10 protein-coding genes are annotated in these 11814 nt (G+C 60.9%); 3 read left to right on the top strand and 7 right to left on the bottom strand.

Annotation, left to right across the window (positions count from 1 at the left end; translation table 11 throughout):
* Window positions 1-342: 342 nt before the first annotated feature.
* The 3 genes from serS to ACYVRZ_RS12660 all read right to left on the bottom strand — a co-directional run bounded on the left by serS (window position 343) and on the right by ACYVRZ_RS12660 (window position 4087).
* Window positions 343-1623 (bottom strand): serine--tRNA ligase, encoded by a 1281-nt coding sequence (gene serS, locus ACYVRZ_RS12670; RefSeq protein ID WP_461227393.1) that lies wholly within the window; start codon window positions 1621-1623, stop codon window positions 343-345.
* Between the two features lie 255 nt (window positions 1624-1878).
* Window positions 1879-2565, bottom strand: a complete 687-nt coding sequence (locus tag ACYVRZ_RS12665; protein WP_461227391.1) for a Crp/Fnr family transcriptional regulator — start codon at window positions 2563-2565, stop codon at window positions 1879-1881.
* The gene (locus ACYVRZ_RS12660) at window positions 2555-4087 is read right to left on the bottom strand and encodes a helix-turn-helix domain-containing protein (protein ID WP_262316625.1); all 1533 of its coding nucleotides are present in this window, start codon (window positions 4085-4087) and stop codon (window positions 2555-2557) included. Before ACYVRZ_RS12660 ends, ACYVRZ_RS12665 begins: the two co-directional genes overlap by 11 nt.
* A gap of 285 nt (window positions 4088-4372) precedes the next feature.
* Between ACYVRZ_RS12660 and ACYVRZ_RS12655 the strand changes: the two genes are divergently transcribed.
* Window positions 4373-5809, top strand: coding sequence for a helix-turn-helix domain-containing protein (locus ACYVRZ_RS12655; protein ID WP_461227389.1), 1437 nt, complete (start codon window positions 4373-4375; stop codon window positions 5807-5809).
* A gap of 104 nt (window positions 5810-5913) precedes the next feature.
* Here ACYVRZ_RS12655 and ACYVRZ_RS12650 read toward each other — a convergent pair whose 3' ends face one another.
* The 3 genes from ACYVRZ_RS12650 to ACYVRZ_RS12640 all read right to left on the bottom strand — a co-directional run bounded on the left by ACYVRZ_RS12650 (window position 5914) and on the right by ACYVRZ_RS12640 (window position 9480).
* Complete coding sequence (locus ACYVRZ_RS12650; protein WP_461227387.1) at window positions 5914-6558, bottom strand: TetR/AcrR family transcriptional regulator; 645 nt, start codon at window positions 6556-6558, stop codon at window positions 5914-5916.
* Between the two features lie 149 nt (window positions 6559-6707).
* Window positions 6708-7721 (bottom strand): metallophosphoesterase family protein, encoded by a 1014-nt coding sequence (locus ACYVRZ_RS12645; protein ID WP_461227385.1) that lies wholly within the window; start codon window positions 7719-7721, stop codon window positions 6708-6710.
* Entirely contained in the window at window positions 7714-9480 is a 1767-nt protein-coding gene (locus ACYVRZ_RS12640; RefSeq protein WP_461227383.1) for a glycoside hydrolase family 35 protein, read from the bottom strand. The genes ACYVRZ_RS12645 and ACYVRZ_RS12640 overlap by 8 nt, the downstream gene beginning before the upstream one ends.
* A gap of 141 nt (window positions 9481-9621) precedes the next feature.
* On the opposite strand from ACYVRZ_RS12640, the gene ACYVRZ_RS12635 reads away from it, so the two are divergent.
* Window positions 9622-10851 (top strand): MFS transporter, encoded by a 1230-nt coding sequence (locus ACYVRZ_RS12635; protein ID WP_461227381.1) that lies wholly within the window; start codon window positions 9622-9624, stop codon window positions 10849-10851.
* A gap of 105 nt (window positions 10852-10956) precedes the next feature.
* Window positions 10957-11655 carry a hydrolase gene (locus ACYVRZ_RS12630; RefSeq protein ID WP_461227379.1) on the top strand — a complete coding sequence of 233 codons (699 nt, stop codon included), beginning with the start codon at window positions 10957-10959 and terminating at the stop codon, window positions 11653-11655.
* Window positions 11656-11728: 73 nt separating this feature from the next.
* On the opposite strand, the gene ACYVRZ_RS12625 is transcribed toward ACYVRZ_RS12630, so the two are convergent.
* Window positions 11729-11812 carry an IS3 family transposase gene (locus tag ACYVRZ_RS12625; protein ID WP_461227395.1) on the bottom strand — a complete coding sequence of 28 codons (84 nt, stop codon included), beginning with the start codon at window positions 11810-11812 and terminating at the stop codon, window positions 11729-11731.
* Between the last annotated feature and the right edge of the window lie 2 nt (window positions 11813-11814).

Genomic DNA, 11814 nt, shown 5'->3' with positions numbered 1-11814 from the left:
AATATGAGCTGTTTGAATAGCTCGATTTGTTGTTACTAGCGAATTGACTTCGCAATGTTTAATTCTTTTCAATTAAGAAAAGCCCTATCACATTTACGAAACTTTGTTCAGTTTTCAAAGGACTACCTTGTCCAAAAGACAACTTAATGAGTATATCAGGTGGACAATGTGTTGTCAAACCTTATTTTTAAATCTGGATGCCGGTTAATCACTCAAGTAATATGCTTTCATAACCGGGCTGTTTGACAACGAGGAATATCATACCAAGCGAGGGCCGGTGGGTCAACCCCGAAATGAAAAAAACTAAAAAAAGCAGCGCGGCGGCTGCTTTTCTCTCAAAACTTATTCGGCGGTGATGACGGTCTGACCAGCCATGTAAGGTACCAGCACCTCCGGCACGGTGACGCTGCCATCTGCGTTCTGGTAGTTCTCAAGAATGGCGGCAACGGCCCGGCCGACCGCAAGCCCGGAACCGTTCAGCGTGTGAACGAACTGCGGCTTGCCGTTGTCGTCGCGGTAGCGAATCTGGGCGCGACGGGCCTGGAAGTCCGTGCAGTTGGAGCAGCTGGAGATTTCGCGGTAGCGGTCCTGCGCCGGCAGCCAGACTTCAAGGTCGTTGGTCTTGGCGCTGGTGAAGCTGGCATCCCCGGAGGCCAAGGTGATCACGTGGTACGGCAGGCCCAGCTTTTGCAGCAAGTCTTCGGCGTCGTGAATCAGATTCTTCAGCTCGTTCCAGGAATCCTCCGGCTTGCAGAACTTGACCATCTCCACCTTGTTGAACTGGTGCATCCGAATCAAGCCGCGGGTGTCGCGCCCGGCGCTGCCGGCTTCGGAGCGAAAGGCCGGGGAAAGCGCGGTGAAGCTGATCGGCAGCTTCTCCTTGTCGATGATCTCGCCGCGGTAGTAGTTGACCAGCGGCACCTCGGCGGTCGGAATCAGGGTCAGCGGCTCGCCATCGTTGGTAATCGAGTACACATCCTCGGTGAACTTAGGAAACTGCCCGGTGCCAAACATCGAATCGTCGTTCACCAAGTAGGGGGTGATCATTTCCGTGTAGCCTTCCTTGTAGTGCTCATCCAAAAAGAAGTTGTACACGGCGCGTTCCAACCGAGCGCCAGCCCCCTTGTAGTAGACAAACCGGGCCCCGGACACCTTGGCCGCGCGTTCAAAATCGAGGATGCCCAGCGCTTCACCGAGCTCATAATGGGCCTTGGGCGTGAAGTCGAACTGCCGTGGGGTCCCCCACTTGTACTCCTCACGCGCGTCGTTTTCATCCATCGACATCGGCACATCATCGGCCGGGAAGTTCGGCAGCCGCACCAGAATGCCGGTTTGCTCGGCCTCGATGTCGGCCAGCTGCTTGTCCAAAGCCCCGATTTCCTTGCCGACCTCGCGCATCGCGGCGATTTCGGCGTCTGCGCTTTCCTTATTGCGCTTCTTGGCCGCAATCTGGTCGGAGACCTGGTTGCGCTTGGCCTTGAGCTCCTCGGTTTGAACAATCACCGCGCGACGCTTGGCGTCAAGCGCCAGCACCTCATCGATTTGCGCCGGCTTGACGCCACGCGCCGCGAGCTTGGTCTTGGCCCAGTCCGGGTCGTTGCGCAATACTTTGATATCTAACATCACAGTTCCTCCTTTACGTGTGAAGACACAAAAAGCCCCTCGTCCAAAAATTGGGACGAAAGGCTTTTTTCCGCGGTACCACCCAAGTTTGGCCAACCAGTGGCCACCCTCAATCGATAACGGTCGTTGCCGTGCGGTTCATCGCCGCCCACTGTCGCGCTGGAATGCGGGCTTGTGTGACTTGCACCAACCGTCACCTCTCTGAACCGCCCTTAAGCGCCTACTCACGTGTTTGCTATTTGCCTCTATAATACGTCAGCGGCCCGGTTCTTGCAAGGCCGATTGCCGGGCCAGCTCCGCCGGATCCAGTACCCGAATCACGCTCGGGCGAACTTCCTGGATCAGGCCGGCCTGCCCGAAGGCCTTCAGGCGCCGGCTCAAGGTTTCCGGCGTCGTGCCGAGGTACTGCGCCAAGTCCTTTTTCTTCATCGGCAGGCGAAACTCCGGCTGGGGTTGGGCCAGCAGGTAGGCCGCCAGCCGGCCTTCGACCGGCGCCATTGCCCCGGTGGCCTTGGCCTCCAGCTGGTCGATGCGCCGCGTCAGCTCCTGCATCACGGCAAAGGAGACCTCCGGCGCATCCTTGAGCAGGCGCTGGAACTCACGCTTGTACAGGACGCAAGCCGACACCGGGGCGGTGGCCGTGGCCGCCGCCTCGTGCTGCTCGGTCACAAACAGCCCGTGATCACCGTCAAAATCACCGGGTTCAAGCAGCCGCACGATCTGCTCGCGCCCATCCGCGAGGCTGCGCGAGACCTTGACGCTGCCTTCGTGGATGATGTACAGCGCCGTCGCCGGGCTGCCGCTCAGGTACAGCGGCTCCCCCTTGGCAAAATGAGTGTGCTGCACCACCGAGCCGATCTGCTCCAGCATGGGTTGCGGCAGGTGCTGGAAAATCGGCACGGTGGCGACGCACAGGTGCGGCGCATGGGCCTTAGTAATCAACGTTGCCACCCAGGCTGAGCTTATTGTCCCAGACCTGGCGAATCTCGGCGTACAGCTCGCCGAACCAGTCGTTGGACGAATTGGCCGCCCACTTGTAGGTCAGGACATCACCGCGCTTGGCTGCCGCGTCCGGCACGGTGGAGCTTTCGATCACGAGGTCGGCGTCGCCAATCGCCTCGGGTTCGAGAATCTCGACGATCGGCTGGCTGATCAAGAAGGCCAAAAGATCGATGTACCCCAGCACCGTCTGCTCGATCACCAGCGCCACCTTAACCTTGACCGGCGGAATGAACTGGGTCGCCAAGTGCAACAGGTTGTGGTAGTAAGAATCGACCAGCGTATCGAGTACCGGGGTGAAGACGTCGAGCTTGCGGGTGAAAATCACGTGTTCCAGCGTCTGGTGAACCTTTTTTTGCAGCGCGACGTTGTCTGGAATCTGCTCGAGCTTAGCGTTGATCTCGTAGGCGATGGTCTGCGAGACATCGTCGCCGAACTCCAAGGTCGACACGGTGTTGGCCAGCAAGTTGGCCTTGAGCATGTTCATCGCCTGGGCCGGCAGCCGGTTTTGCTCCACGAAAGACACCGGCAGCTTGGCCAAAAAATCGGTGACCAGGTCGTAAATGCTCGGGTTGTAGCGCTTGAAGCGCTGCACCGTTTTTTCCAGCTGGGCCGGGTTGGTCGTGACGTAAAACGGCAGGAAGTTGAACAGGAAGTACACCGCGGCGCTTTCCCCCAGCTGCTCGGACAACGTGATGGCCGGCCACGGGAAGGCGTCTTGCAGCTCCTCAAAAACATTGGCGGTCGGGTACTTCAACGTCAGCGTCGCCTCGTCGTAGGCGATGGCCGCGCCGTCTTTGATGCGGTAATAGGAGATGGCGACGTAATACATCGCAATCTCGCGGGTGACGATGTTCGGCGTCCCCACGTCGTACAGGGTCACCACCTGGTCGACGATGTCGCCGATGGTCTCTCGCGCCAAATCGGCGAACGGCCAGCCGGCCCCATCCGTGGCCAGCCAGTACACCATGGTCAAAAAGACCCGGATGCGCTTCTCCTCGCCTTGCAGGCGCAGCGTCTCGTAGGAGAAGCGAACGCCGAACTTGCGGGAAAAATCGCGCAAGGGCTTGAGGTGGCGCAGCATCGTCGCCTTCGAGGTGTCGGCCGCCGCCAGGAACTGGTCGAAGTTCTCGTATTGGTGGGTCAACAGGGCCTGCAGGAACTGGTACGGGTGGCTCTGGTTGACGAAGTAGTACCGCACCGCGCTTGAGGACAGGTTGAACAGCTTCTTGGTGCTGACATTCTTGCTGCCGGTCATGTCCTCCAAGGCGGCGACCAGCCCGTTGTACGTGTTGTACACGCTGCCGTAGTTTCGACCGGTCAGGGAGGCAATCTGCTTGAGATTGACGTCTTTGACCAGTGGCTTGTGTGAAAGCTCGGCAACAAGTCGATCCGCGACTGGCGTCTGGGCGGTTCGAGAGTTGACGATCTTGCGGAACAAGCTCATTTTTTCTGTCTCTGACATCGACAGAAAGATATCTTCGCGTCCGCGCATTGTAATATTTCCCCCAAAAAATGCTAATTTATCCGACGATATAACGGCCTAATTATAACCTTGACCACGCCGTGTTTTCAATTAAGTTTTCCAAATAATGATACCCTATTTTAGGTAAGCGGTCTAAACACGGTGGCACTGGCGGCATTCATATTGCTTCAATCAGAATTTCAATGAAAACTCGATTAAAAATAGCGGCCGCAAAGTTCATCTTTTTGATATACTAGGGGCAGCAAGCGGAAGGGATGTGAAAACATGCGGTTCGAGGAGATCTTCTTGGAGAAGGCCGACTTGCAAAAGTTCGAGATGTACCGAACACTGGTCAGCCAGCACGGTGAGCCGCTGACGATCACCGACCTGAGTGGGCGGCTGGGGCTGTCCTACCAGCAAAGCTACAACGTGTTTCAGGAGCTGTCGCGCGACATGGCCGACCTCGATGGGGCCACCAAGGCCGCGGTCAAGCACACCCTGACCCGCGGCGAGGCCGTGCTGCCGGTCGACGTCTACCGCGCCAAGCTACTGGAAGGGGCGATTGCCTTTCAGTTCATAGATTACGTCACCCAGAGCAATCAGCCCAGCATCGATCAATTCTGCGCCGAACACTTCATCAGCCACTCGACGCTGCTGCGCAAAACCGCGCCGGTTCGCAAATTCCTGGGCGGGTTTCGCCTGAAGCTTTCGTTGACTCAGGCCAAGTTTACCGGCGATGAAAAGCAGGTGCGGCTGTTCCTGCACGCCTTTTACTGGCTGGGCTACCACGGCACCGCCTGGCCGTTCAACTTGATCGATGCCGCAACCGTTCGCCAGCAGTACCTGCAGCTTGCGACCTGCTCCAACGACCCGATCACCCAGCTGCAGGAGCAGGTGTTTTGGGCGGTGTGTCGCACCCGGCTGGCCCATGGCTTCACCGTCAAGTGGGGCCCTGACTTCTACCAGCTCTTCGCCGGGATGCCGCCGCAGCCGCTGGTTTACTCACAGGCCGGCTTCCCCCGCCTGACCCCACACGCCCTGCGCGACGAAAGCAACTTTTTCGAGTTCTTCCAGGCCAAAAACATCCGCTTCACGCTGATGACCCCACGCGAAAGCAGCCTGTTGTCCTACCTGCAGGGCCGCGAAGCGACGCCTTGGGACCTGGTCGCGCGGCTGATGGGCTTCCTGGACGACTACGACGAAGCCGCCGCGACGCCCTTGTGGGAGGATCCGCAGCTGGTGATGAACCTGCTGCGGCTGAGCCTGGCCTGGTCTTTGATGGGCGGCGATTACGTCAAGCAGGCCGACTTTTTCACCACCACCCAGCTGAGCTACAAGCAACAGCAGATGCGTGACTTAATGTCGGACTTCGTCGATCAGCTGCCGGAGACGACAACCTTCGCCCCGTTCAAAACCGACCGGGCCGCCTTCGTTGAGATGCTCTTTTTGCTGTTCGTGCCTTACCTCAGCCGCTTCAAGTGGACCGACCGCGTTCACGTCGCCTTGTGGATGGCCAGCACCGACATCGGCAACGCGGCGATTCGCCACTTCCTCCGAAACATCAGCGTCGTGTCTTTGATGGCCCCGGAGGCCGACCTCGGCCAGGCCGATCTGATTATCACAAGCCCCGACGACTTCGCCAACGCCCCGCTGCCACCCGGCGCCGCGCCGCGGTTCGACTGGTACCTCGACGCAACGGAAACCGACTACTACCGGCTGTAACAGCAGGTCTTTCGCCTCTACGAGCAAAAGCTTGCGGCCACCGCCGCCGAGTAACGCCAAAAGGCACTTCCCACCAACCGCGGGAAGTGCCTTTTGGCGTTGCGCTATTCCGGTTGCAGCCCTTTCATCAGAAATTCCACCTCGCGTGAAACCAGCTGGTCAACCGCAATCGGCGTGTCGTTCAGCAATCGCGTGAGGACGTCGCCGAGCAGGGTGCCGGCGATGAAGCGCATGATCTGATCGGCCGGCCAATCGACCAGCTGCCCGGCCGCTTGGTAATGCACGATGGTCGGGGTGAATCGCTCGGCGATTGCCTGGTCGAAAACCGTTTTGACCTGAGCAATCAACTCCGGTCGCTGCAGTGCCTCGGCTATCATGATTTTCACCACTTGGTAGTTGCGAACCGCAAACTGCATCCGGTCCGTCAACAGCGCGGTGAGCAACGTGGCGAAGTCGGCCGGCAGCCCAACCAGCGCGTGGTCGACGAATTCGCCGGCGGCCTTGGGCACCACCTCGGCGAACAGCGGGGCCAAAATCGCCTGCAAAATGTCTTCCTTGGTCTTGAACCGCTTGTACACCGTGCCTTCCGACACCCCGGCGGTCCTGGCGATGTCGCCGGTGCTGGTTCGGGAAAAACCCTGCTTGGCAAACAGCTCGAGGCTGGCCTTCAGCACCGCCTTTTGCTTGGCGGTCAGGTCGCCGGCCGCCAGCGACTGATCAAACAGGGTCCCCACATCGTTCACGCGCATCGCAATCGCTCCTTTGCCCCAGGCGTCGACGTCTGGTAAGTGAATACTCACTTATCATACGTCGCCTCGGCCCGAGACTCAAGGGCCATTGCCAACCCCGCCGGCACCGTCGCGGCCGACCAATGCAAAATGCCGCCAGGCGGCAGCGTTCACCGGTTCAAGTCGCGCTGAGTCCGACACCAGGCGTGGCACCGCGCCTGCACGGCCGGGCCGAACAGCGCCAACGGCGGCGTACTCAGCTCCTCAAGCCGGGTCTGGTCGTAAACGGCGGTCAGCACCGCCGCGATGTCCCGCGGCACCGTCGCGGCCGCCTGCACCAGGCTGCCCAGCGTCGGCAGGTCTACCAGCTGATCGAACTGCGCCAGCCGCGTGGCGGCACCGAAGTCCCAAGCGGCAAGCGAAAGCCCCGCGGCAACCGCCGTCAGCCGGTAGCCCAGCCCGGCGCCGACGTAACCGAGCTCGCTGACGCTCATCGCCGGCAGGTCTACCAGCGTCGCGTAAGGCCGCGGCAGCACCTCGGTATAGCCGAACCCGTTGTGAATATGTCCGGACAACAGCACCGCGTTGGGATGTGCGGCCAAAACTCGCTTGAGCGGGGCATCGAAGGCGCCGAAGCCGCCGTACAGGTCGCTGCGCCAGTGGGTGTGGTCCAGCGGCTGGTGGATGAACACCAGCGGCTGCAAGGCGGTCGCCTCGAGCTCGGTACCGAGCCAGGCCAGCTGCGAATCGGACAGCGCCGCGGCGTCCTTGAGCCCCCGCTCGAGGTTCAACAGGATGACCCGCCACGGGCCCACGTCCATCGCCCCGTACAGCGTTTGAATCGGCAACGCGACCCGCCGCTGCAAGGCAGCGAAGGCCGGGGCGGAGACGGTGTGATAATACGCCGGATCGGCGTCTGGCGCCGCCTGCCAGCCGGCTGAGAACGGCCCTCGCACGTCGTGGTTGCCGAGGTTCAAGAGAAAAGTTAGCGTCGGGTACCGGGCCAGCACCGCCCCCAGACCCTCGAACTCTGCGGCCAGCCCCGAGTTGGTCAGATCGCCGTCGATCACCACCGTGGCGGTCGCGGCCAGCCGAGCAATTGTGTCGAGGCTTGCGACCAGCGCCTGGGTGCGAGGGGCGGTGCCGTCGTAGTGGACATCCGATAGCACGAATAGCTCAGTCATCTTCAGACTCCTTTTCGATTGGGCCGGCCGCAAAGCGTAGCCGCGAAAGCCTTGGCCCGTTTTCCTGAAAAATCTCGACGGTGTTGGCCCCGGCCACCAGCGCGTCCTGCGGGACAAAGGCCGTCAGGTACGGCCCCACGTCCCAGTAGCGGCCCAGGTTGCGCCCGTTGACGAAGACCACGCCCTTGCCGGCACCGGTCAGGTCCAAGAAGGTCTCGCAAGGCGCAACCAGGTCGAAGGTGAAGCGGTAGCAGACGGGTTGGCCGGCGACAACCGGCAGCGTGTCATCCAGCGGCGGCAGCACATCCAGCGCAAGCGCGGTTTGAACCCAGCCGTTCAGGAAGTGATTGCCCTGAAAAACGCCGCCGCGGATGCCCTTCTCCTGGTCGGGCCCGAGCAGCCACGCCCCGAAGTTGGTGCGGCCGCGGTTTTCGATCAGCACCGCAAGCGTCGCGCCAAGCGGGTCTGCAGCCAGCGCAATCGGTTCGGCCGCGTTGTCGCGGTCTCGCACCGCCACCGGTTGGCCGTTCAGATAAACCGTCGCCCGGTCGGCCATGCCGATCAGCTGCAGCGTCTGGTCGCCCGACCGCAGCGGGTGATCCAGCTGGTACCACGCGTAACCCGCAAGCTGCCCCTGCGCGTCCATGCTTTGCGGCTCGGCCACGTGGGTCTGCGGCCACTGCGGCAGGTTGGCCACCAGCCCGGCCACCGCGGGAGTGGTCACGGGTGGCAGCGCCTGGGCGTGGCTGATGATTGGGGCGGTTTTGGCCCGGCCTTGGCACAGCAGATCCTGCAGCAGGTAGAACTTGGCCGTCGGATTGCCCTGCTCGGTCAAAATCGCATCGTAATCGTAGGACGTGACCTGCGGCTGGTAGCCCTCCCCGGCCGCTTCGTTGGCCCCGTTGGTGAAGCCGAAGTTCGTGCCGCCGTGGAACATGTAGAAATTGATACTGCCGCGCTTCAACACCGCGGCGGCTTCGGCCACCACGTCCTTTGCGGCGCGATGTACCGCGGGTTTGCCCCACTGCGCGAACCACCCGTCCCAAAACTCGGTACACATCAGGGGCCCGTCGAAGTCGTGTTCGGCCATGAACGCCTGCAGGTTATCGAAGTTGGTCGTCGCGTCGCTGCCGAAGTTGGCGGTGGGTAAAATCCCGTCTTCAATCAGGCTGCCGGCGTCAAGCGCCGCATGCCACCCGCCATCGGCCGTAAACAGCGGCACCGTCACGCCGCAGTCGCGCATGATGACGGCAAGCTCGCGCAGGTAACCCTTATCCTCGGCGTAGGAGCCGTACTCGTTTTCCAGCTGCATCATGATCAGCCGACCGCCGTGGTCAACCTGATGTGGCACGAGGTGTGGCATCAACGCCTGGTAGTAACGCCGGACCAGCGCCAAGAACCGCGGGTCGCGGCTGCGCGGCCGGTTGGGTGCCTGCAGCAGCCACGCCGGCAGGCCGCCGAACTCCCACTCGGCGCAGATGTAAGGCGACGGCCGCACGATCACGAACAGCCCCAGGGCTTCGGCCTGGGCGATGAAGGCATCCAGGTTCCGCCAGCCGCCGAAGTCGAACACGCCGGGCTGCGGCTCGTGGAAGTTCCACGGCACGTAGGTCTCGACCGTGTTGGCCCCCATCGCCTTGAGGTTGAACAGGCTTTGGTGCCACTTGCTCGGGGCGATGCGGAAGTAGTGAACGGCGCCGCTGATGATTTGGAACGGCTGGCCGTCCAGCATGAAGTCGTGTTGAATTTCAAAGCGCATGGTTGTCCTCCTCTTGTCAGAAGCATGATGCCGTTAGTCTACCACGTCACGCCCTGTTTGTAAGCCGTTACACGCCCCTGTCTTCACAAAAAATTCACATTTGTTCGCCACAATGAAAAGTACGAAATGAAAGAAGTGGTAATGGTGAAAGAACAGGCAGACAATCAGCAAAATCCTTGGCGGCGCAACCTCTACGTGTTGTGGGGCTGCACCTTCATCGCCGGGGTTGCCTTTTCCGAGCTGATGCCTTTCATGTCGCTGTACGTCAGCCAGCTGGGGAACTTCACCAAGGCGCAGGTCTCCTTTTACTCGGGGCTGGTCTACGCGGCCACCTTCCTGGTCACCGCGATTGTGTCGCCGATCTGGGGGGCCTTGGCCGATCGCAAGGGGCGCAAAATCATGCTGATTCGCGCGAGCTTCGGCATGGCCACGGCGATGTTTCTGATGGGGCTTGCGACCAACATCTGGCAGCTGATCGCGCTGCGAGCCCTGCAAGGCCTGTTTTCCGGCTTCATCAGCAACGCCCAGGCCCTGATTGCCGCCCAGACCCCACGCGAAAACGCCGGCAAGGCGCTGGGGACGTTGGTCACCGGCTCGACGTCGGGGATGCTGATGGGCCCGATTCTCGGCGGCGCGTTGGCGTCGGTGTTCTCCATTCGCAACACCTTCTTCATCACCGCCGGCCTCCTGTTCATCGCCGGGCTGCTATCGGCAACCCTGGTGACCGAACACTTCGTTCCCATCGCCAAGCCCAAGGCGGCCGGCAAGGGGCTGCTCGGTGGTCTGCTCGGCCAGTTCCAAAATCCCAAGTTGATCGTCGTCTTGCTGTTTTCCACCCTGTTCGTGCAGCTGGGCAACACCTCGATTGCGCCGATCATCAGCCTGTACGTCAAGGAGCTGATGCACAACGGCGGCGCCGTCGCCTTCGTCGCCGGCATCATCGCGGCCCTGCCTGGTATCTCCAACATTTTGGCGGCACCGCGGCTGGGGGCATACGGTGACAAGCACGGCTCCGGCAAGATTCTGATGGCCGGCTACCTGTTCGCCGTCTTGGTCTACTTCCCGCAAGGCTTCGTCACCAGCATCTGGGCCCTCGGGTTCCTGCGGCTGTTGGTCGGGATTTCCGATGGCGCGTTGTTCCCGACGATTCAGACGCTGTTGACCAAGAACTCACCGGCCAGCGCGACCTCCGCGATTTTCTCTTGGAACCAGTCCTTCCAGGCCCTCGGCAACATGTTCGGGTCGCTGCTCGGCGGCACCCTGGCCGGGCTGTTCGATTACAATGTCGTGTTCATCTCCACCGCCTGCATGCTGCTGATCAACTTGCTCATGCTGTGGTTCGCGGCACCGAGCCTGCGCCACGCCCGGTAACCCCCACGCCTCACCGCTTCAGCGAGGCGTTTTTTTTCGGGCGAAAACGCTTTGCGGCAGCGCCATTTCGTGGTATCTTCAGGGCAAAAGCCAAGGAGGCGCCACATGTCAGACCGTCCCATCATCCCCAACCTCACCTCCGCCTTGCGCGACCACATCGTCGAATCCCCCGACGTGATTCGCAAGGCGTCTGGGATTCGCCTGTTCGGCAAGCGAATCAAAACCATCGTCTACTCCACCGACGTCGCGGTGATCGCCAACTGCGACGCCGACGCGATTCTCGCCGTCTACCCCTGGACCCCCAACACCCGCATCCTCGACGCCATCAGCCGCGTCGCCAACGTGCCGATTCTGGCCGGCGTCGGCGGCGGCCTGACCAAGGGGCTGCGGTCGGCCACCGTCGCCCGCTTCGCCGAGGAGAACGGCGCCCAAGCGGTGGTGCTCAACGCCCCGACCAGCCTAGAGACGTTGCGCAGCGTCCGGCGCATCGTCGACATTCCGATTTTTTACACCGTGGTCAACCAAACACCGAACCTCGCCGCCTACCTCGACGCCGGCGTCAACGCCTTGAACATCGCTGGTGGCCGCGACACGGCGGCGCTGGTCGCCTGGGCCCGCACCCAGCTGTCGGCAGTCGACCCGCACTTTCCGATCATCGCGTCCGGCGGCAAAACCGACGCCCAGATCGAGGCCACGATTCAGGCCGGGGCCAACGCGATCACCTACACGGCTTACGGCATGACCGAAAAAACCTTCCACGAGAAAATGGCCAAGTACCGCGACGAACAGGCCCCGCAAGGCTGAGTCGCGCCGACCGCAAAAAAAAAAATCAGTTGTGACGTTTACCCATAAAGTTGGAACTAAATAGTTTTGTTAATTAGGCAGCTAATTGTCGCTCAAATTCGAGCGGTGATTGACCGCCTAATTTTATTTGGATTCTAGTTTGGTTGTAGTAATTGATCC

The organism is Lacticaseibacillus suihuaensis, from assembly GCF_054785075.1.
Note: the sequence above shows the minus strand (reverse complement) of the source record. Positions and strands in the feature narration are given on the sequence as shown.

Bases quoted from the DNA above. Each gene is read 5' to 3' on its own strand.
- ACYVRZ_RS12650 (WP_461227387.1), bottom strand. From the start codon at position 6,558: ATGCGCGTGAACGATGTGGGGACCCTGTTTGATCAGTCGCTGGCGGCC.
- ACYVRZ_RS12660 (WP_262316625.1), bottom strand. From the start codon at position 4,087: ATGTCAGAGACAGAAAAAATGAGCTTGTTCCGCAAGATCGTCAACTCT.
- ACYVRZ_RS12640 (WP_461227383.1), bottom strand. From the start codon at position 9,480: ATGCGCTTTGAAATTCAACACGACTTCATGCTGGACGGCCAGCCGTTC.
- ACYVRZ_RS12645 (WP_461227385.1), bottom strand. From the start codon at position 7,721: ATGACTGAGCTATTCGTGCTATCGGATGTCCACTACGACGGCACCGCC.
- ACYVRZ_RS12630 (WP_461227379.1), top strand. From the start codon at position 10,957: ATGTCAGACCGTCCCATCATCCCCAACCTCACCTCCGCCTTGCGCGAC.
- serS (WP_461227393.1), bottom strand. From the start codon at position 1,623: ATGTTAGATATCAAAGTATTGCGCAACGACCCGGACTGGGCCAAGACC.
- ACYVRZ_RS12655 (WP_461227389.1), top strand. From the start codon at position 4,373: ATGCGGTTCGAGGAGATCTTCTTGGAGAAGGCCGACTTGCAAAAGTTC.
- ACYVRZ_RS12635 (WP_461227381.1), top strand. From the start codon at position 9,622: ATGGTGAAAGAACAGGCAGACAATCAGCAAAATCCTTGGCGGCGCAAC.